Origin of the sequence: Paenibacillus paludis (genome assembly GCF_042610515.1) — a bacterium.
GTDB lineage: Bacteria > Bacillota > Bacilli > Paenibacillales > Paenibacillaceae > Paenibacillus_AQ.
Map to the genome: position 1 here is coordinate 284,738 of NZ_JBGJZP010000005.1, position 19,402 is coordinate 304,139.

25 protein-coding genes are annotated in these 19,402 nt (G+C 37.1%); 4 read left to right on the plus strand and 21 right to left on the minus strand.

What is annotated here, in order from left to right; translation table 11 throughout:
- Nucleotides 1-46 precede the first annotated feature (46 nt).
- The 4 genes from ACAN56_RS12105 (at nucleotide 47) to nfi (ending at nucleotide 3,442) form a co-directional block, all read left to right on the plus strand.
- Complete coding sequence (locus ACAN56_RS12105; RefSeq protein ID WP_379143014.1) at nucleotides 47-934, plus strand: fructose bisphosphate aldolase; 888 nt, start codon at nucleotides 47-49, stop codon at nucleotides 932-934.
- 149 nt (nucleotides 935-1,083) lie between these two features.
- Nucleotides 1,084-1,773: a Crp/Fnr family transcriptional regulator gene (locus ACAN56_RS12110; RefSeq protein ID WP_379143016.1), complete on the plus strand. Its 690-nt coding sequence runs from the start codon at nucleotides 1,084-1,086 to the stop codon at nucleotides 1,771-1,773.
- A 78-nt stretch (nucleotides 1,774-1,851) separates the two neighbouring features.
- A complete protein-coding gene (locus tag ACAN56_RS12115; protein ID WP_038589130.1) occupies nucleotides 1,852-2,691 on the plus strand; it encodes a DNA alkylation repair protein in 840 nt (279 codons plus the stop codon).
- 73 nt (nucleotides 2,692-2,764) lie between these two features.
- Nucleotides 2,765-3,442 carry a deoxyribonuclease V gene (gene nfi / locus ACAN56_RS12120; protein ID WP_379143019.1) on the plus strand — a complete coding sequence of 226 codons (678 nt, stop codon included), beginning with the start codon at nucleotides 2,765-2,767 and terminating at the stop codon, nucleotides 3,440-3,442.
- A 52-nt stretch (nucleotides 3,443-3,494) separates the two neighbouring features.
- Here the strand turns inward: nfi and ACAN56_RS12125 are convergent, their stop codons facing one another.
- The 21 genes from ACAN56_RS12125 to ACAN56_RS12225 form a co-directional block, all read right to left on the minus strand.
- Nucleotides 3,495-4,187, minus strand: coding sequence for an Imm3 family immunity protein (locus tag ACAN56_RS12125; RefSeq protein WP_379143021.1), 693 nt, complete (start codon nucleotides 4,185-4,187; stop codon nucleotides 3,495-3,497).
- Nucleotides 4,188-4,476: 289 nt separating this feature from the next.
- Nucleotides 4,477-4,914 (minus strand): Imm48 family immunity protein, encoded by a 438-nt coding sequence (gene imm48 / locus ACAN56_RS12130; RefSeq protein WP_379143023.1) that lies wholly within the window; start codon nucleotides 4,912-4,914, stop codon nucleotides 4,477-4,479.
- 36 nt (nucleotides 4,915-4,950) lie between these two features.
- Complete coding sequence (locus ACAN56_RS12135) at nucleotides 4,951-5,454, minus strand: hypothetical protein (RefSeq protein WP_341118489.1); 504 nt, start codon at nucleotides 5,452-5,454, stop codon at nucleotides 4,951-4,953.
- 271 nt (nucleotides 5,455-5,725) lie between these two features.
- Nucleotides 5,726-6,184 carry an SMI1/KNR4 family protein gene (locus ACAN56_RS12140; protein WP_379143026.1) on the minus strand — a complete coding sequence of 153 codons (459 nt, stop codon included), beginning with the start codon at nucleotides 6,182-6,184 and terminating at the stop codon, nucleotides 5,726-5,728.
- A 19-nt stretch (nucleotides 6,185-6,203) separates the two neighbouring features.
- On the minus strand, nucleotides 6,204-6,647 hold the full coding sequence (locus ACAN56_RS12145) for an SUKH-3 domain-containing protein (RefSeq protein ID WP_379143028.1): 444 nt from the start codon (nucleotides 6,645-6,647) through the stop codon (nucleotides 6,204-6,206).
- 25 nt (nucleotides 6,648-6,672) lie between these two features.
- Nucleotides 6,673-7,161 carry a hypothetical protein gene (locus ACAN56_RS12150; protein WP_379143030.1) on the minus strand — a complete coding sequence of 163 codons (489 nt, stop codon included), beginning with the start codon at nucleotides 7,159-7,161 and terminating at the stop codon, nucleotides 6,673-6,675.
- A 43-nt stretch (nucleotides 7,162-7,204) separates the two neighbouring features.
- Nucleotides 7,205-7,648: an SUKH-3 domain-containing protein gene (locus ACAN56_RS12155; RefSeq protein WP_038589112.1), complete on the minus strand. Its 444-nt coding sequence runs from the start codon at nucleotides 7,646-7,648 to the stop codon at nucleotides 7,205-7,207.
- Nucleotides 7,645-8,112: a DUF6985 domain-containing protein gene (locus ACAN56_RS12160; RefSeq protein WP_379143033.1), complete on the minus strand. Its 468-nt coding sequence runs from the start codon at nucleotides 8,110-8,112 to the stop codon at nucleotides 7,645-7,647. The genes ACAN56_RS12155 and ACAN56_RS12160 overlap by 4 nt, the downstream gene beginning before the upstream one ends.
- 17 nt (nucleotides 8,113-8,129) lie before the next feature.
- Nucleotides 8,130-8,639 (minus strand): hypothetical protein, encoded by a 510-nt coding sequence (locus tag ACAN56_RS12165; RefSeq protein ID WP_379143035.1) that lies wholly within the window; start codon nucleotides 8,637-8,639, stop codon nucleotides 8,130-8,132.
- Between the two features lie 123 nt (nucleotides 8,640-8,762).
- On the minus strand, nucleotides 8,763-9,338 hold the full coding sequence (locus ACAN56_RS12170; RefSeq protein ID WP_379143037.1) for a hypothetical protein: 576 nt from the start codon (nucleotides 9,336-9,338) through the stop codon (nucleotides 8,763-8,765).
- A gap of 58 nt (nucleotides 9,339-9,396) precedes the next feature.
- A complete protein-coding gene (locus ACAN56_RS12175) occupies nucleotides 9,397-9,900 on the minus strand; it encodes a hypothetical protein (RefSeq protein ID WP_379143039.1) in 504 nt (167 codons plus the stop codon).
- Nucleotides 9,901-10,008: 108 nt separating this feature from the next.
- Nucleotides 10,009-10,473, minus strand: a complete 465-nt coding sequence (locus ACAN56_RS12180; protein WP_038589102.1) for an SMI1/KNR4 family protein — start codon at nucleotides 10,471-10,473, stop codon at nucleotides 10,009-10,011.
- Nucleotides 10,474-10,505: 32 nt separating this feature from the next.
- Entirely contained in the window at nucleotides 10,506-11,135 is a 630-nt protein-coding gene (locus ACAN56_RS12185; protein WP_379143041.1) for a hypothetical protein, read from the minus strand.
- Between the two features lie 77 nt (nucleotides 11,136-11,212).
- Nucleotides 11,213-11,635, minus strand: coding sequence for a hypothetical protein (locus tag ACAN56_RS12190; protein ID WP_038589098.1), 423 nt, complete (start codon nucleotides 11,633-11,635; stop codon nucleotides 11,213-11,215).
- A 10-nt stretch (nucleotides 11,636-11,645) separates the two neighbouring features.
- The gene (locus ACAN56_RS12195; protein ID WP_379143044.1) at nucleotides 11,646-12,062 is read right to left on the minus strand and encodes a hypothetical protein; all 417 of its coding nucleotides are present in this window, start codon (nucleotides 12,060-12,062) and stop codon (nucleotides 11,646-11,648) included.
- A 277-nt stretch (nucleotides 12,063-12,339) separates the two neighbouring features.
- A complete protein-coding gene (gene imm47 / locus ACAN56_RS12200) occupies nucleotides 12,340-13,134 on the minus strand; it encodes an Imm47 family immunity protein (protein ID WP_038599259.1) in 795 nt (264 codons plus the stop codon).
- A gap of 667 nt (nucleotides 13,135-13,801) precedes the next feature.
- Nucleotides 13,802-16,156, minus strand: a complete 2,355-nt coding sequence (locus ACAN56_RS12205; RefSeq protein WP_379143046.1) for a M13-type metalloendopeptidase — start codon at nucleotides 16,154-16,156, stop codon at nucleotides 13,802-13,804.
- 317 nt (nucleotides 16,157-16,473) lie between these two features.
- Nucleotides 16,474-17,067, minus strand: coding sequence for a hypothetical protein (locus ACAN56_RS12210; RefSeq protein ID WP_197073682.1), 594 nt, complete (start codon nucleotides 17,065-17,067; stop codon nucleotides 16,474-16,476).
- Between the two features lie 421 nt (nucleotides 17,068-17,488).
- Nucleotides 17,489-17,773 carry a hypothetical protein gene (locus ACAN56_RS12215; protein ID WP_038589088.1) on the minus strand — a complete coding sequence of 95 codons (285 nt, stop codon included), beginning with the start codon at nucleotides 17,771-17,773 and terminating at the stop codon, nucleotides 17,489-17,491.
- An 837-nt stretch (nucleotides 17,774-18,610) separates the two neighbouring features.
- The gene (locus ACAN56_RS12220) at nucleotides 18,611-19,054 is read right to left on the minus strand and encodes an SMI1/KNR4 family protein (protein WP_038589086.1); all 444 of its coding nucleotides are present in this window, start codon (nucleotides 19,052-19,054) and stop codon (nucleotides 18,611-18,613) included.
- Between the two features lie 21 nt (nucleotides 19,055-19,075).
- Nucleotides 19,076-19,318, minus strand: coding sequence for a deaminase domain-containing protein (locus ACAN56_RS12225; RefSeq protein ID WP_231578409.1), 243 nt, complete (start codon nucleotides 19,316-19,318; stop codon nucleotides 19,076-19,078).
- Nucleotides 19,319-19,402: the final 84 nt, after the last annotated feature.

The following is a 19,402-nucleotide window of genomic DNA, read 5'->3' on the forward strand; positions in this document are numbered from 1 at the left end:
TTGAAACAGTTACCATTCACTTTATGGAAGGGAAGGGGAGACGACCATGAATACGAAACAATTGGACCGGATTCACACAGGAAAGGGCTTCATTGCAGCTTTGGATCAAAGCGGTGGAAGCACGCCTAAAGCACTGCTGCAATACGGTATTCAGGAAGACCGCTATTCCAATGAAGAAGAGATGTTTGAACGGGTTCACGAAATGAGAACACGTATTATCAAGAGCTCAGCGTTTGATTCCAAGCACATTTTGGGTGCTATTCTTTTTGAGAACACGATGGATCGCTTCATTGACGGGCAATTAACCGCCGATTATCTCTGGGAAGAGAAGGGCGTTGTGCCTTTTTTGAAAATCGATCAAGGCCTGGACGAACTTGAAAATGGGGTTCAGCTCATGAAGCCTATTCCCGGATTGGATGACCTCCTGAAGCGCGCAGTGCAGAAAAACATCTTCGGGACCAAGATGCGCTCGCTGATTAAGGAAGCAAATCCCGAAGGCATTCAAAAAGTTGTCGAACAGCAGTTCACCATCGCTAAGCAAATTGCAGGTTATGGTCTGGTGCCGATTATCGAACCGGAAGTGGATATCCACAGCGCAGATAAGGGACAAGCTGAGAAGCTTTTAAAACATGAGCTCTCCACTCAATTATCCGCCCTTGGCAAAGATGTAAAAGTCATGCTAAAACTGTCCATACCAACTGAGGACAATTTCTACAGCGATTTGATTGAAGATCCGCATGTGGTACGGGTCGTGGCTTTGTCTGGAGGCTATTCCCAAGCTGAAGCCAATGACAAGCTGGCACATAACCATGGACTGATCGCCAGCTTCTCCCGCGCTTTATCGCAAGGGCTCAGTGATCAGCTATCGGACGATGAATTCAATGCTATGCTCGCAAAATCTACAAAGGATATCTACGAAGCCTCCATTACCTGAGGGTGGCTATCGGACACAAAATAAACCCCGGGCCTTTATGCAGCCCGGGGTTCATTTATATGGCAGGGCCGTGATTTACATAGTTTGTTTCGTCGGAACTTTGGCTCGATTATGGTATGGTAGTACCAATTACATACCAAGGAGGATCCATGGATAGCATCCAGTATTTATCCCAGTTTAATCTTCTGAATAATCTGTCCACTGAGGACTTAATGGAGATGGAGGAGATGACTTCCATTACAGCAGTCCCGGCGAATACGTTGATCCAGACACCGTCGACATTTACAGAAGGGTTGTTTTTTGTCAAAAAGGGCAAGGTTCGTCTTTACCAGCTGAGCAGCACCGGCAAGCAATTTACGCTCGATATTCTGAGTGAAGGAAATGTTTTTGGCGAAATGGCCGGCATCTCGCTGGGGACAAGAGAGCTCTTTATAGACACGCTGGATGATTGCGATATTTGTCTGATGAATAAAGACCGCTTCGAAGGGTTCCTGCTGAGCCGGCCCCGTTTCATGTTGAACCTGATACAGACGTTAAGCAGCCAATTTAATGAAATGGGCAGTCTGATGTTGCAGTTGGCACTTGGGGATTTGCGGTTTAGGCTTGCGCATATTCTGCTGCGTTTGTCCCGCAGATTCGGCTGTGAAGAGCAGGACGGATTATCGAGGATCAACCTGTCCTTATCTCACCAGGAACTCGCCAATATGGTTGGAGCCACCCGTGAGGCAGTAAGCGGCGTCCTGCGGCAATGGAACAGGGACGGCCTGGTCCAGACAGGCTTTAAAACGGTCCGCATCCATCCGGAGCGACTTGAGAAGTTGATATCAGATCGTCTTTAAGCTGTAATCTGCATTACATCCTCCATGCGCTTGCTCAGGGTATTTTAAGGAAAGCAACCCATGAGGAGGTTTTTTTTGATGAACGAAACGGCTTCACTTCCCGCAGATATCCTAAATCGCAAAGGCGCCAAGAAGGCGGCGGATATTCCGCAAAATGTGCTGGAACTCTTAAATCAAGGTTTTATTGAGAGCGTTAATCTGACAGAATGGCTGGCAGTGGATCACCGGGCGTTATTGTCCATTGTGCTGAACACTTCCGGTCTTTCACATGAAGCAGAGGTAATGCTGCCAGCTTTAAATAAGCTTAAAGAAGACAAGCCGATGAAGATGATTCCGGCCATTGCAGCGCAGTGGCATCGCCTGCTGAGCGAGTTGCCTGAGACCGGGCGAGGCCAATTGTTCGCCATGCTGGCGTCACACCGCTCCGACAGCGTCCGTTGTTGGGCGGCTTATGTCGTCGGAGTCACTCCAGATATGGATATTGCCGGTATACTGCAGCATATCCGCCCGTTTGCTGCCGATTCCCATTTTGGAGTGCGTGAGATTGCCTGGATGGCCGTAAGAGCCCACATCTCAGTCAATCTGGAGGCAGCCATCACCCTCTTGGCGAAATGGGTCCGGGACGAGGACGCAAATATCCGCAGATTTGCCGTGGAGTCGACACGTCCCCAAGGCGTCTGGGCAAAACATATACAAGCCTTGAAAGAAAACCCGGCACAGGGGCTTCCGCTCCTTGAACCCCTTCGTTCCGATCCGGTCAAATATGTGCAGGACTCGGTGGCCAATTGGCTGAATGACGCCAGCAAAAGCCAGCCGGATTGGGTGCTGCAGCTATGCTCCGACTGGCTGGAGGGCTCTGACACAAAGGAAACGAAACGTATTACTGAGCGGGCGAAACGGACCCTTACGCGTAAGTAAAGCAGTGACGCAGTTTGCATTTTCTAAAAACAAATCTCTGTATATTCTAATGTTCGAAAATGAGGGATACAACATGGAACCAATATTAAATCATTCATGGATTCTAACCGAAACGGAAGCAATAATATTACAGCAAAAGTTATCCTTAAAAGTTATAAAAGAAGATCAATTTGCTGAAATTCGTTATATCGCTGGAGTAGACGTCGCATATAGTGAACAACGTGACTTGCTGATCGCCGCAGTAGTCATTTTAGAAGCAAACTCATTAAACATAGTAGAATCAGTGGTAGTTGAAGATTCTGTTCAGTTCCCTTATATCCCAGGGCTGTTCTCGTTCAGGGAACTTCCCCCTTTAGTTAAAGCATTTAAGCAGATCAAGACCTCTCCTCAGTTAGTTGTCTGTGATGGTCAGGGGATTGCCCATCCGAGGCGATTTGGTCTGGCCAGTCATTTAGGTGTTCTATTTGATATTCCTACAATTGGTTGTGGAAAAACCAGGTTATTAGGAGAGTATGATGAACCCAATTTAACAAGAGGATCTATTTCACCACTGCAAGATCAAGGTGAGGTTATCGGAAATGTTCTTAGAACACAGAATAATGTTAAGCCTATCTTCGTCTCCACTGGTCATCGTATTTCATTAGATACCGCATGTGAATGGGTTCTACATCTATCACCCGATTATCGTTTGCCAGAGACAACACGTCAGTCAGACCAACTTGTTAAAAAGGCTTTAGCAAGTATCGAATAAACTTTATTCAGGGCGGATTACCGCCCTAGATATGTTATCCTATCTTCATTTTCTAGGCCCCGGTTAACATCAACAAGTTGCTGATTCGGATAGACAGATCTACCTTCTCAGCTTCTGTTAACTGTGCACCTACATCATTTATATCGAACTGTTCCAGCTCCTTTGTGATTTCTACAAATTGTTCATTTCCCTTAATATCATATCTAATTAGCAACTCTACAAGCGTAGTTTTAACAACAATATTTTCGCTAATCGTATTCTTACATTCACGTTCAAAACGCTCCAATACTTTCTCTATCATTTCATTTTCATTTTTATTCTTTACTTCATTAACAATGATCACAAAGTAGTTCTTAACTTCTTTCTCCATTTCATGGTAGTACCATCTTGTGTAGGGGCTATAATCTACTGGAATATTATCAATTTCATCTAATACCATATCTCTGCGCTCTAATATGTCCTTATACTCATCTGGAGTTGTTTCAATTTGAAGCTTATGTAAATCTAAAGAATTTAACGCCTCAACTATTCTTTCTTTTGCTTTAATGAATATTTTTGAATGCGTTAAGCAGATTCTTCCTTCTGAAATATATACAACAGCCTTCTCCATTTCCCCTCTACTCTGTACACCAAAATATGCATCAGCTGTACAGGCAATGGCTTCAGCATCGCTCATCTTCTCGCTTTTATAATCAAAATATATTTCATAAAACGCACCAAATAATGCTTCATAATTTCGTCTCACCTATCTGTCTCCTTTATTCTCACCGTACGGATGATTAATTCGCAAGGTGTAATATCCCCCATTTTGGCAAGGATGTAACTACGGTGAATATTTGGACTTCCGGCCGCTGTTGTCCCCAAATTTCTTGATTCAACCCGCTTTATGCGGTGGAAATCCGGTGACAAAGGCGGTCGCTATCGCTCCTACAGTTCCAAAATTCCCCTCCGTTACTTTTGCCCTTTTGTGTAGTCTTTAAGTTCATTCTATAGAAGGTTAATCTAATACATACAAATTATGATTGATGCATTTTTTATGCTTTCTTTTTTACTGTATTAATAACCTCTAGTATATTAGATCTCAAATCATCAAGCATATTTTTCTCATACTGATAGTGGCCATCTATTCCTCTATGAATTATTGCATTCATTACAGGATGATATTCTTTATGTGTTGCATGAATTAAATCCTCAGCAAAATCAACTGCTTGTTTTTCACTGTATTTAAACTCGTTAATTAGTAATGCTACTATAAGAGCATGAGCCTGTGGTTGGTTTAACTCGTCCCTTTGAACAATGGCATTTAGTGCACCAAAACAAAATACTGCAATAACCTGCCTCTCAAGCTCAGATGTATCTTCAAATCTAATTCCGATGAGTTCAAATAGTTCATTTGAAAAAAGTCTTAGTTCACGTGATACGTGATTTACTTTTAATCCTTCAAATTTATGCTCACTTAAAAAGTCAGTCATTCTCTATCTCCTATCATAAAATATATTAATAAGGGTTTAGTATATGTATAACGTACCTTTGGGCCATCTTCCCGTCCATCCACATGGACAGTGCCCGAGTTTGAGAACTTCTAGCATTTCGCTAAAAAACTTTGGACAGCCTTTAAACCCGGCAAACGCACGTTCAATTCCTGCATTAAGCAATAACCAACTTAATGTATCACCGAACTCTTCTTTTATATTCCGCTCTTCAACACTATCATAAAGTTTAGCTATGGCTGTTTTATACTGTTGTGACTCTCTTACTGCAGCAACAATTGAATTGAAATTCCTAACACTATATCCTAATTTCCTCATAATAAAATCTGCAAGATTATCCCTACTCTTTGATATTACCTCCTCCCATTCATCTTTTTCGTCAAATTCCTCTGCTTTCTCCCACCCATCAACTTGTTGTACCGAACATAGTAAATCTATTTCTGCTTGTTTACCGCAATTTGTAAACCACTGAATATTCTCAAACTCGTTTAATAACTCTTGACTAACTATTATCTCTTTCATTTAGGATTAAACCCGCTTTCCATCAATATTATTAATAGTTTTCTGTCTGTGAAAGTGGTCCGCTTGGTACGCTTTGCAAAAAAAGACTTACCTCAACTCAAATTCCGAGCGGAGTAAGTCTGCCAGACTAAAATACACTTCTAACGTCCAAATTCCTTCAATAGATTTAGTGCTAAAGGATCGAAGTAATTTTTAATCTTTTCGCTCTTGAACATGTTACCTCCATAAATGCTGTGTTGTGACTGTTATCGAACGAAGCGGATCTTTGGAATCATTCTGGCTGGTAGAGAGAATTTACAAACTCACCAAAACTTGAAGATACTAGTTTAATGAATTCTGGTCTCAACTCATTGTCCTCTTCGAAATAATCCATATCACAGAAATAAACTTTCCCTTGATCCTCCTCATTAACAGAAAGACATATTAGACTATCTGCAGGGTCTATTCCAATAGGAATAAAGTTAGGAGGGATTATTGCTCCACCATTATATTTTTTATAATAGTCTTCTAGATTACACTCCGTTTCATTGCTAAGTGGCAGAAATAACATAATAGACGATGTTATTTTTTGATCTCTTGTTTCAAATCTTCTTCGAACTGTCTTACCTCCGTTACGATACATTAAAAAATTCTTATAATCATCTGGCAAGATAAGACTATACGTTTCTTCAAAAGTTATAAGTTCTTGATGTTGAATTGGTTTAAACGTTGACTCAAATTCTATGTTCACAAAACTCCACCCACTATTCTCATTCTTCACTAATTACCTTTAACTCTTTACTCTCACATAAATTATGTATAGCTTCATATATATTATCGCCGAATTTCCAAATATAATAATCATCCATAATGCCATATACTATCCCTGTTTTAGACATAAACATAGTTGCATTCTCGTCATATGCCAATCCGATTACAACTAGCTCTTCTCCTATTATTGTTTCATACCTGCTATAGTGTTTCCTTTCGATGCCTTCCCTTAAAAATTCAGGACCTACCTGAAAGCCATCTGATTCGTCACTAGGCACTGAATACTCTAGTCCACCGAAGTGTTCAAATGCCTCTTTAGCAAGATCAAATACTTCAAACCCTTTTTCTGCTAAAAAGTTTATTGTTGAGCTAATCGCTACTTTCCTTTCAGGATACCAGCCAGCATCCTTTAAAATATCAATAGTTCTTTGTGAAAAGGTCATATGTTAACCTCACTCATTTTGTTGTTTAAGCAAAGTAAGCAATAAGTCTGCCTTCGTCTGGATAATCACCATCCCACCCGCATGGAAAACCACCAGCCTTATAGATTCTAAAAACTTGTTCATAAAAATTTTCAACCTCACCGTTTATTGCACGATTGATTGCACAATTTCTCAAGTCCACTACAACAGTTTCAAAAAAATCGTGATAGGGGTGAATTATTTGACTTCTAAGACCATCCGCTATTAATCCAGTTAATTCATCCAAACCCCTAGGTTTTTGGGAAGAATCTAATTTATATAACTTCCCCTTGACTTTTCCCATTTCAAGTTGTCTTATATCAGACCAAGTATACTCATCTTCACCAAAAACTTCAGTACCGGCTAGCCTTTTCGCCTCTTCATATTGATTAATTATAACGATATTTTGGGCTCTCGCTGTTTTCGGGAAATCCATAATAGAACTAGAGAATTGAATAACTTCCTCAACTAAATTGCTGTATATTCCGTTCTTCATAACTTATCAAACCACCTTTGCCACAAGTCTATCTGTTCCCGGGTTATACCTCTTCTGGTTTTCTAAATAAACATAAAGTATCTAGGGCTTCGAAAATGTTATCTCCGAACTTGAATAAAGAATATCCATTTTTCCCGTATACCTTCCCGGATTTCGAAATAAACATTATTAAATTTCCGCGATATGCTTCTCCAACTACAACAAGCGGCTCTTTTACTCGCGCCTCGAATTCCTCAAAGTCTTCTTTTTCATAATAATCCCCAACAGCTTCTTCAGGACTAAATATAAAGGTTTCCAAACTTCCATCGGGATGCTTAAATTTATATTCGATTCCACCAAATACTCTTAGTGCAGCAATCACTGAATCGAATACTTGATACCCCATTGCTTCTAAAAACTTTACTGTCTCGCTTAAATCAACCTTATTATTTGGGTTCCAGCCTGCTTGTACCAGTATTTCTTTCACATCATATGATAAGTTATTCAAATCGCAACATCCTGATAGCCTACTTCAGTTACTTTTTCATTCAATAAACGAATTCCCACTCCATTCTCTATATCCCATGTACAATCAAAAAGTATTCCGATATCTCGGCCTTCATAAATCCCTGCATATGAAACAACAATTCCAACCAAAGTAATCATCTCAAGAAGTTGGCTGGTTGTTTCAACTAAGGGATAATACTCATTAAATTCAATATCATAACCCAGTTCATATCGTTTTTGTTGGTAATAGTCTAAAATGGGTTGCAAGAAGCTTTGCTGTAATTGCTGCCAGTTTTGCATTAATGATTGATACGCCGTATATTGATCTTCATCAAACTTGCCATCTTCTTCACCATCGATCATCAATGCAATCTCAGTTTCTTTTCCAAAAAAATGAATCGTAGTATCCTTAGCCCAAGTATAGTTATACTCAATTTCACCAAAAATCGGATCGTTTATTTTCATTTTAAAATCTCCTCTTTTTATTTGCCGCCGATGATGATTCTGTAATCCTTACCTGTAATAATAAACTCGCTATTTAATTCAATGGATACGCCCTCATATTTTTCGTTAAGTATTTCTTTAAGTTTTAACTTATCTAACCCTTCCTGAACATATAAAAATAGGTCTTTAATATTTCGATTTATAGGGTCTAGGTACATCTCGACTCTTATAATATCATTTGAATTTCTTTCAATATTGCTTATTTTGTATACTACTTTCTCAACATCCCCCTCCACCTTTGTATCATTACCGAACATTTCACCCAGTGTTGAGTAGTTTGGTTGTCCATCTATAAATATTTCCACCAACCCTACAACTAACTCCTGAAAAGAACTTTCTGAAAATTTCACTTTTAACAATTCCCACGAGTTATCCACCATCCAGCTCATATCATTGAAATCATTATCACTATCGTCCAATACCCCAATAACTACAGGCTTTCTATAAAGAAACTTCGCATTAATGCTTTCGTCATTTTTTATAAACATTAAACTCCCTCCAATTTTCTGTGCTAGTTGAACTCGCTAAGACTTTTTATGATCCCATAAATACCGATACATATAAATAGGCTCACTCCTAACTCATGATTTCAAGTTGGAATAAGCCATATCTTAATCGTCATCTGAATGAGGGGCAATCGGGTAGCCTGACGGATCAAACATATATTCAACACACGCTTTTTCATCAGAAAAAACCAGACTTACCATATCACCCCCGCCATAAGGTGAAGGGGGTACGTTCATATTAATAATCCATGAGTACCCTTCAACATGTTCAAATTTCTCATAAAAAAATATTGACTCACCTTGATTAGGATAGATTACTCCCTCTAAATCATACTCGTCATTATAGCTTTGAGCAATTTGGAGCAATTGGTCAGTGGTTAACTTAGTGTATATTTCAGGTATTTTATTTCTATCGATTCCTAATATCCAAAAAGAAATAACTTTTTGTTCATCAGAAACAACCAAAAGCTCTTCAAAATCCCTAAAGTCTAACTCAACAATCCAAGCGCCGCCCGTCAATGCAAAAAAATCTTCATAATACTGAACAGATTTATCTATGTCACTGTCAATGGTCGATGGAATATAGTGTTTGTTAAACCTCATGATGTGCTTGTTACGTTCATTGACGTACTCTTGTGCAATTTTCAACGCTTGTGATGCAGAAAGTTTTGGTCTAGACATCTATATCCCCCCTTTCAAAATTATCCTATAAATTAATGGATTACTTATTTTCACAAAATCACTCTTTAAGCATTAATTTATAATCTCTATCAATAATTACAAGCTCATTGCTAACATTAACAAGTAAATCGGAATAGTTCTCCTCGATCCTGCATTTAAGTTCATTCATATGAGGCAGTACTTGCATATGTAAATAAATCTCGGTAATTTTATGACTATCAGAATCAAGAAACATTGTCACATTAGTAATGTCGTTTTCCTTCCGGTTCACCTGATTAACAGTGTAGATAATCTTATTTTTGTCATCTACCCTCTTTTTTTCAATGCCGAACAGGCTACCTAAATTGATGTAATTGGGATTCCCTTTTCTAAATATCGAGACTAAATCAACCAACAAGCCGTCAAGAGGCTTTTCAAAGAAATCCTTTTGTAATGCTTCCCATTCATGATCCGTAAAAGTGAACCAATTAGGGCTTACCGCTGAAGTATCAATCATCCCAGGTTTTGATCGTTCGTATAAATCTCTTTTTAAACCAACTTCGTCATTATTTGAATACACCATACTTTCCTCCAACTTTATTAGCTAAGGCATCATTAACGTATTATCTTTAGCAACCCTTACAAAAATCTTTTAATAAGTATTGGTTATTTCTTTATTCAAGATCTTTTCTTATTCTTTTTTTTGAAATATATACCTATCTTTAATATACCTGCGTTGCAAGAATTCTGTGAAAGTATCTGTAATCTTATAAAAACCATCCTTCTTTTTACCTTCTGAGTAAAAGTAGACAGGTGGATTTTCCCCTTCATCTAATTTAAAGAAGCAAAACATACAACCTTGACTCATCCAAAATACAAAATCGTTTGAAGTAAGCTTTAGTGGTACATTGTTTTCTTCTAACAATTCTGCTCCCCCTTCATTTAATTCTAACAATTCATCCATAAAACATGATTCACCACGCAAAAAGGTATGATCAGTGCCGTTTCCCATTGTTTCAAGAAATTCAATATAAGCCATTGGTAATGTTTGATCGCTAATCATTTTTCTCACATTAATTAAATCTTCGTTTGTACAAGGACTCATAGGAATTTTATCAATTCTAAATTGTGAGACTAACTCATTTAAATATTTCAAAATGTTTCACCCTCATTAGAGTCATTTACTTTTTAGCTAAAATATTCTTTTACTACTGCAGTTAATCGGTCGTTTCCTAACTCAATGTTAGTCAAATAATAAAGGAAATAATCTTCCACTTCACTTTGATTGAATAAACTCAGATATTGAAATGCAAGTAGTGTAGTATTATCTATTCCATAATTTTTTACCACTTTTGTTTTTACATATTGAATCGCTTGATTAATGAATCTATTGTCTTTTGTCTTAAAGAGAACATTAAGAACGAATGTAATCTCATCCTCATTCTCTATTTCGAAAATCTCACGCACCTCAATCTCTTCTAATTCTTCTTGAAATAGCTGCTCCTTAACCAAGTTAAATATACTCAAAGCCTCTAATTCATCATTATAATAATCCTCCCAAAAAATTAGATAAGCAAATTGCTTCGGCAATAGAGCTGAGCTATTATTGGGCTTGTTCCACAATATCCAATCAGAGTTCACTTTATCGGATACAACTTCAAATAAAGAGATTGAATAAGGCACAACTTGATTCACATCATTTTCCACTCTGAAAAATTTCTCACCATTTTTACTGGTTTCCACAGAAAAAACTATATATATTTTATTCATTGATAGATTCTCTTTTTTCGCTAAATCCTCTTTAAGGCATACTCTCATTTATCTTACTCCTATAATATTCAAATCGACATCCAATTCTATTATCCGGAATAGGTCGTTTTCATTTGCTCTGAGATTTAACTTTTAAAAAACTTGAGATATTTAATATTCTTTGGACTTCCAAAACATCTACCTTCTGATTTCCTATTGGCAATGCTGAAAAATTCCTTCGCTGTTTCTAAATCACCTAGTTCGAAAGCAACTTTTCCAGAAATAAATTCCTTATCACCCGAATCTATGCGATCAAATCCAGTTAAAAATATTTTATCTGCCCACAGTTTTGCTTTCTTAAGATCATTAATAATTAAACAAGTAGCAATAACATCCTTCACCAAATGATAGCTTTCTTCACAATATATCCCCTTTGGGTCGGGTATTAAATTCCAAGCCTCTTCTAACAAAGAAATAGAATCTTCATGATTTCCATTATTAAATTGTTCATTACTTTCACTCACAAGACTTTCAAACTTTTCATTGATTGGTGATTGCAAAGTAGCCATATTAACCTCCTCAAATCATATCTTTAATCAATTCAAAATACTTATCATCTTCACTAAAATAAATTTTGTATCCTTCTAACATGTAAGCTCTTAACAGATAGTCCTTAGCTTTAGCAAGCTCCCCACACTCGAACAAACTCTCTCCTAGTCTCAGTAAAATAAATGGATTTGAAATCTCATCTGGACAGTTTAAAGCATTATAAAAATTACTTTTGGCCATTTCATAGCTATTGTTATGAAAATAAGCGTCGCCTAATGCTGTATAAATCCATGTACTTGTTTCCCAGTTGTTCTTCGGTAACGGAACCAGTTCCAGAGCGGCAGTATAACTCTCAATAGCTTTAATAATTTGTCCTTTTTCAGTTAAAGCATCTCCCTCTTTACACAATTGTAAAATTTGTATATATACTTGATCATCTAGTTCCATTAGCAGTCCCTCCAATGATTATTTATCTGTAGCAAATAATTTCTGCTTGATCTAGAGGACAATATTTTCCATTAATTGCTCGAATTCCTATAAAACAACAAAAAAACAGGTCAATCATGGTGGTATCTTACCATAATCGACCTGATCATCGTAACGCTATTGTTAAGTTATATGTGTTGTTAGTTGAATGATGAGTTCATTTGGAACTGGGCAGCCCTCATTTTATCACGGGTTATTTCACATCATGTTATCACAGAGGGTGTCTTATAACCGTACATTATACTTTAAGTCCGTAAAAATACTTATGTCCCTTCTCCCAGTTTTTCTTTGAAAGTCCTTCGACATAATTAATAAAACCTTTATAGTTGTCTGCATTTATTACTGTGTAGTAATCGCCTGGCACTTTCTCCCCAGACCAAATCGATAGTAAGGATGGAACTAACTCCATTTCAAGACGCTGTCCGGTATTAGCGGCAATCATAACTCTTTCAATTAATTTTTTTGTTAAATTACCAATAAATGCAATTTCTTGATTATAGTAATACTTTTCCGAGTTACACCTGTTAATGTACTCCAAATAATATTGACCAATCTCTTCCACGGTTGCACCATCACCTAAATGCTCTTCAAATTCAATAAAAGCATCTATCGAATCCCTTATAATGATCGACGTATCATTAATTTCATCCCAATCTTCAAGCAATGCTAATAGGTATGGAACAACTTCGAGAGAAAGCGTTGTAACTGCCGCTGACGCAAATGTATGAACCACATCTTCTGTAGCATTTTCTAAAAACAGAAGATTGTTCGAGTCTCTTAAATCTTCATGCGTACAAATTGAGCAAAAAATCCGAATGCAAAGATTTAATGCTGCTTCATCTTCAGAATGATTTAACAAGTGAATTAAGAGTGTTTTTTGCGTAAAATCTCCTAACTTGAAAAGCTCCACGAGTTGGAGTATAATACCTCGTTCCGTCTTTGAACGTAAAATGCTTTCTTTAATATCCGAAATATTGGAATTTGATATTTCACCGTACCAACTGCTATTCATAAGGTGCGTATAGTTTGCCATTTTCCACCACCCTTTTATTTTTTCCTTCATCCAGTATCCATCTGCCATTTTAACACTTTATTTTTTTTGAAAACAGCAACTTCAGTATATCTGAGAATTTACCAAAGTGTATGATTCCATTTTCATCCGAGTCAATACTTCGACATTTTTTTACCATCACCATTTTCATGGTGAAAAAACAATTAAAGCTAGGGCACTACATACTTCTCCCCTTTTTTTCAGCAGCATTTCCCCCCGATTATACTGCATAAGCCTACACTAACCTTCAGTCCGTCCAGAACGATGTAACCCTGCTACTCACGTACTCCCGGGCTTGCTGACAGTTATCATGAATTCCAACAATTAGCTCGTATAATGCGCGGGCCTGTGCTATAGACCGTACCTTCTTTTCTGCTTTCTGCACTGGTTGCTGTTTTTTCAATTCTGCTGTCACAACCTGTACACGTTTTGCCATTTGTTTCATCCTTCTTTGATTTTGGGTATGTAAAAAAGCTCATTCCTACTCATGGTTCAAGTGGGAAAGAGCTTTGGAGTGTTATTGCGGCTGTAAATAGGTCAATATAACATTCTTAGTAGCCCCTTTTCCAAGCAGTCAGGCTAACACCCGAAATGTCGTGGAAACAATCCTTTATATTTTAGGCAAAAATAAATTAGAACTTATAATACTCTACCAGATACTCACACGCTGCTCTGGCGCTACATACATCGTATCTTTTTCTGTAATTCCATAGGTATCATAAAATTCTTTAAAGCTGGCAACTGTGCGATTCACACGAATTTTGTTAGCGGAATGTGTGTCATTGCTAGAAAGATAGGCAACCACTTCCTTACTCATTGTTGTACGCCAAATCGTTGCATAGCCTTCAAAGTAAGCTTTGTAATCAGCATTTTTCGTTTGAGACAATACTTGCAAGGAGGCGGCCATACCACCAAGATCAGCAATATTTTCGCTCACAGTCAAGCTACCATTATTATATACACCAGGAATGACTTCCAGTCCGTTATAATAAGAAATCACTCGCTCCGTTTTTTCTTGGAACTTCTTATAGTCTTCAGGTGTCCACCAGTTTACAGCATTTCCATTTTCATCATAGGAAGAGCCGAGATTATCAAATGCATGGCTGATTTCATGGGCTATCACCATACCAATTGCACCTAAATTTGTTTCGTGCTTCGCATTAATATCATAAAATGGTGCTTGAAGAATACCTGCTGGGAATACAATTTCATTATTGAGTGCGTTGTAATAGGCGTTAACATTGTAAACACTCATTTGCCATTTACTTTTATCCACAGGTTGACCCAATGTTGCTACTTCTGTTTTCCATGATGCTTTGCGAATAGCTACAAAGTTATCAAATAATGTTCCACCCTCTTTAATGGATACGATGGATACGTCTTTAAATCTGTCATCCCATTTATCAGGATAACCGATCTTGTAGGTCATTTTATCTAGCTTCAGCATAGCTTTAGCTTTAGTGGTTTCAGACATCCAATCGAGCGCCTTAATACGCTCCTTGTACACCGCAATAAATTCCTTCACCATTTTTTCCACGTCTTGCTTCGCTTCAGCTGTAAAATGGCGTTTTGCAAACATTTGACCTAAGTAATCACTCATTACACTTTGTGTTAATTGAATTGCAATTTCATCTTGTGTTTTTTGACCTTGAATACCAAATAGATTAGCTTGGAAATCCAACGATGCTTGTTGCAACTCTTCACTTAATACGCTACTGGTATTAATAAGCCAAATCGCTTGCATATAGTTTTTAAAATCTTGCACATGCTCATCAGTCATTAATTGTGAAAGCTTATTGGCTTGCCCCTTGTCCATTACAATTATTTTATCCACGGAACCAAGCTGTAGCTGCTTCAAATAATTAGCCATATCCAGTGAAGGGAACAACGCATCAAAGTCTTGGATCGTATATGGATTATAATATTTATTTACATCATTCTGGTCTTGAATGTCCATCGTTGCTGCTGCTATTTGCTTCTCAAACTCATACAATGAGTTTGCCTTTTTCTCGGCAACTTCCTTGCTGTCACCAACAAGTTGGTATAACTTGCTCAAATACGAGACATACACTTTTTTTGCTTGAGCATTGTTAGAAACATAACTCGTCTTGTCTAAAATCAAGCCTACACCTGCATAATATAATGCATTAATGTCACTTTTTTTAGCATCTGCCATGATACCAAATGATAAAATAGATCCAAAGCCGAGCTCTTTCTCCATCTTCAAGCCTACATTCATTACCTCCTGGATTGTAGAAGCTTGATTCAAGGATGCAATATAAGGTGCAATTGGCTTAATTCCCAAAGCATTACGATGCTTCAAATCTTGTGCATTCGTATAAAAGTCTGCAATTTTCTGTTCTACTGATCCTTTAGCATGTGTGTCCTTCACAACTTCTTGCAGCATATCTTTAATTCGTTCTTGATTTTGTTTATCCAATTCGTTAAATGCACCGTTGGTCATTTCTCCAGCATCAATGGTAGATGCATTCAGCCACTTTTTATTTACAAACTCATAATAATCATCACGAGGGTTTGTCCCCTTTAGCGCTACCATTCTTTTAACTAGTGCAGTTAATTGTTCAAGTGTAACTTGATCCTTAGCTCCAAGTTTGCCATCCGTATAACCGTTAACGATACCTGTCGCAGCAATTTTAGTCATCTCAGCTTGTGCCCACACCGGGATGTCACTAAAGGAAGACGCTGTATTTAAGCTACGCAAATCGTTTCCTTGCGGCTTCGGTAGGTCTGAGAATGCTCTACTTAGCATAATTAATGCTTCGGTACGTGAGACATACTCACCACCTTTGGTTTTTCCTTGAGCATCCCCCTTCAAAATGTCTTCTTTCTTCAAGCCAGGGTTATAATCATCTGCAACATTTAATAAATAAGTAACAACCTCTTCTCGTGTCATTGCTGCTTTCTCATCCTTAGCCAGTGCATGTGGCGCTAGTGAAGTAAGTATCAAGGATGAAGACAACAAAAATGCTAATAATTTCTTCAAAGCTTCCCCTCCTCGGATAAAATAAAATCTAATTGGTATTATTTTCATATATCATTTTGTTATTACGTGGTGTTCGTTCTGAAGTTTCACTTTGCTATATGTCAGCATTTTGCATATATTGAGAACGCTCACAAGTACATTTACGCTTTGCCCTTAATTACGGTTCGGATTACGTATCGTTTGCACTGCATTCTTCTTCAAGGATGATATGTACATACAAAGAAAATCAAGGAATTATTGTAGAGGTATAACATGGGTTTAGTGTGTTTATGGTTGAACAAAGGATACATTCGTCACTGGGTAGCTGTAGTAACAGTTCACCTCTCCCAATATATCCCGATCTCCTCAAATGAAGTTATACTTTCACTCAATCCTTCAGTATTTTCTGCTCCAATTATTTTGATCTCATTTTTTGTCAAAGTGATGTTCTCCTGAGGATTATTTACTTTCCTTGCATATATGGACTTTAACAACTCTACTTGTTCAGAAGTCATCTCATAATAATCTCGCCAAGATTCAATTGCAGCGTCTTTCTCCATAAACTGCCTCTCTAATAAATATCCACCACATTGCACTATTCTTACGATATTATCAACTGAAGTAATGGTATCATTATCACCCCAAAATGCAGTAGTGATAGATGGTGAAGACGTACCATCTTCATCTTCTTCAAGAAGATATTCTAAAGTTTCATTCTTAGCCAACTCAAGGATATCCTTTGGTGCACCCATAAAAAAATCTAAAGCTGTAAGGATATCGGTTCGAGTATAGTTTTCATTTCGAAGTGCCCCAACAAAGTAATTAACTTTGAAAGTAATAGTTCCTCTTCCTCCCGAACCATCGACAACATTATAGTTATTATCATCCCATGAATGTTCGTATGATAATCCAGGATAGTGAGACCGATGCAAGTATACAACCGCTCCATAAATTATTTTTATTTAATTGACTATTCAATATCACAGGTTTCATTTTTTTCTCCTTCTCGGTTTAGTTGGTGGTGTTTTCTTGCTTGATTTATCAATGTCCGAAGGTAACTTATTTGATTTGTCTCGATTTTGGATCGGGTGTAACACACGGTATGGTGCGCATTGTTGTATTGTTGATTTTATCGTACAACTTGCTTTTGGGGCTGTTATTTGGTTTACACAAAATCATTATCGTTTTCTAATTGATGAAATAGTTAATAATTTATGATTATATTTTCAAATGATTTGATCGTTTTGTCGGATTTTTTGTTTTTTACATTAATTTCATAAATATGCGGTTTATAATACTTGTATTGCTTATTTTCTTTATCGTAAGGAACCTCTTTCTCAATGATTTCGACTTCTATTGCACCAATAAAGCACGAAACAACTTCAGCAAATAAAGATAATATCTCAACATGTGTGAAATTGCGTAAATTCCCCTCATATAATCTTGTTTCTCTCCATCAAAACATATAAATTGAATTGGTGTCCTTGAGGTTATTTCAACCTCTCTATCATCATCAGACAATATTTTAATAGTTACATCTGGATTTTTTTCAAATTTAGTTATAAGGTATTCCCAAAGTTCTTCATTAGAAAATTTCATGCACACTTCTGAACCATAATTCACTTTTCCTTCTTGCATTAATCAATCACCGTCTCTTTATAAATTGATTTACTGGAGGCTTTATAATGCTCCCATAGGTTTGATACAGGAACGTGATAAATAAGTTAAACATACCCTTTATGACGAATAAAGGGCTTTACATTGAACCAGTCCCGAAAGGACAGGACGAGTTGATTGAAGAAGTTCACTGTCACTCCATGATATTCAATAGCAACTTTGTCTATTGAAAGCTGAACGTTAGTCATGCGTTCCCCTACGGGAGAAACTTTTGACGGATTTGCTGCTTGTATCATAGAAATGAGGGAGTCGGTGGCTATTCTTACCACATGACCTACTTTTTAAGTAAACCGGTCATCACCATATAGGATTCTTTGTCGTAATAATTGCTATAATGTCCGTTCTGTTGCGGACTAAAATCCAAATTATTTGATTTAGCACCCCTACTAGTAATGGTCGTGGCCATCTTAGAAGATGCATTACCTTTTTATCCTCCCTATCGTGGCAGAGTGTTCTACAGTTGCGAAAGATTCTGAAAAAAACGCAAGAAAGCACAGATAACAAAAAACAGGTAAATCATGGTGGTATCTAACCATAATTGGCCTGATTATATATTGCTATTACATACATAGATTATAGATTAAAGCATTTGATGTGCGTACAACCGAAATAGTGAAATCTTTATACGGGTATTACATGAGTTATGTCTAATTGGAATCAGCCGCCGACTCATTCGCACTGAGAGCTATTTATCAAAACGGGCAATATGGGAGCGTGTAAACGAGTTCTACCCAATCCTATAGCATCACTTAATCTCGGTAAACCCATTCAACTTATGACTATTATTAAATTTAACCATCAGTCGTATAGAGATATAAAAAAATCTGAAAGAGTATCGCTGATTTTATTAAATTCATCTAACTCTAAACTTTCATCATAACAATATACTGCCGGATCGTCTTTATCATCTAAATTAAAAAACCAAAACATGTATCCTTGATGCATCATAAATACAAACTGAATATCAGTGAGCTTTTTTTTAAATTTATTTCCCTCTAAAAGTTCAATTGCCCCTTCTTTTAAATCAGAAATATACTTCATGGTAAAATCTGAACCAGCTATAAATTCAATACCATTTCCAGCTTTATTCATAAAATCCAAATAAGTTTGAGGCAGTGTCTTAGTTGGTGACAAATTTATTAATTTGGATAAATCCTCCTTAGTACAAGGTTTCATAGGATAAGAACCTTTCTCTAAGGACGTCAAGAATTTATTTATACGACTCTCTTTGAAATAAACCATATTAAATTCCTCCATTATATTTTATTCATCTAGTGTTTGCACTCGCGTAATTCTAATATTCGGAAAATCTTTTTGAAATTGATCAATAATATCATTACAACTTCGACAAATTGTTTTGTAAGAGATATTTTCAATATCACCTCTAACATTTGGAGTATCTTTATACTTTTCTCTTAGATGTTCAATACTTTTCTGCTCTGTATCATTTATCCTACCATTTTTATCAGAACCACTATATATATGTTTGTTTTGAATAATCCGCAAGAAAACGAAGATAACAAAAAAACAGGTTTATCATGGAGGTATCTGACCATAATCAACCTGTTCAATGTAGCGGAATAGCGTTAT

Coding starts and splice junctions, on each gene's coding strand:
- ACAN56_RS12105 (WP_379143014.1), top strand. CDS start 47: ATGAATACGAAACAATTGGACCGGATTCACACAGGAAAGGGCTTCATT.
- ACAN56_RS12110 (WP_379143016.1), top strand. CDS start 1,084: ATGGATAGCATCCAGTATTTATCCCAGTTTAATCTTCTGAATAATCTG.
- ACAN56_RS12115 (WP_038589130.1), top strand. CDS start 1,852: ATGAACGAAACGGCTTCACTTCCCGCAGATATCCTAAATCGCAAAGGC.
- nfi (WP_379143019.1), top strand. CDS start 2,765: ATGGAACCAATATTAAATCATTCATGGATTCTAACCGAAACGGAAGCA.
- imm48 (WP_379143023.1), bottom strand. CDS start 4,914: ATGACTGACTTTTTAAGTGAGCATAAATTTGAAGGATTAAAAGTAAAT.
- ACAN56_RS12135 (WP_341118489.1), bottom strand. CDS start 5,454: ATGAAAGAGATAATAGTTAGTCAAGAGTTATTAAACGAGTTTGAGAAT.
- ACAN56_RS12145 (WP_379143028.1), bottom strand. CDS start 6,647: ATGACCTTTTCACAAAGAACTATTGATATTTTAAAGGATGCTGGCTGG.
- ACAN56_RS12150 (WP_379143030.1), bottom strand. CDS start 7,161: ATGAAGAACGGAATATACAGCAATTTAGTTGAGGAAGTTATTCAATTC.
- ACAN56_RS12160 (WP_379143033.1), bottom strand. CDS start 8,112: ATGAAAATAAACGATCCGATTTTTGGTGAAATTGAGTATAACTATACT.
- ACAN56_RS12165 (WP_379143035.1), bottom strand. CDS start 8,639: ATGTTTATAAAAAATGACGAAAGCATTAATGCGAAGTTTCTTTATAGA.
- ACAN56_RS12170 (WP_379143037.1), bottom strand. CDS start 9,338: ATGTCTAGACCAAAACTTTCTGCATCACAAGCGTTGAAAATTGCACAA.
- ACAN56_RS12175 (WP_379143039.1), bottom strand. CDS start 9,900: ATGGTGTATTCAAATAATGACGAAGTTGGTTTAAAAAGAGATTTATAC.
- ACAN56_RS12185 (WP_379143041.1), bottom strand. CDS start 11,135: ATGAGAGTATGCCTTAAAGAGGATTTAGCGAAAAAAGAGAATCTATCA.
- ACAN56_RS12190 (WP_038589098.1), bottom strand. CDS start 11,635: ATGGCTACTTTGCAATCACCAATCAATGAAAAGTTTGAAAGTCTTGTG.
- ACAN56_RS12195 (WP_379143044.1), bottom strand. CDS start 12,062: ATGGAACTAGATGATCAAGTATATATACAAATTTTACAATTGTGTAAA.
- imm47 (WP_038599259.1), bottom strand. CDS start 13,134: ATGGCAAACTATACGCACCTTATGAATAGCAGTTGGTACGGTGAAATA.
- ACAN56_RS12215 (WP_038589088.1), bottom strand. CDS start 17,773: ATGCAAGAAGGAAAAGTGAATTATGGTTCAGAAGTGTGCATGAAATTT.
- ACAN56_RS12220 (WP_038589086.1), bottom strand. CDS start 19,054: ATGGTTTATTTCAAAGAGAGTCGTATAAATAAATTCTTGACGTCCTTA.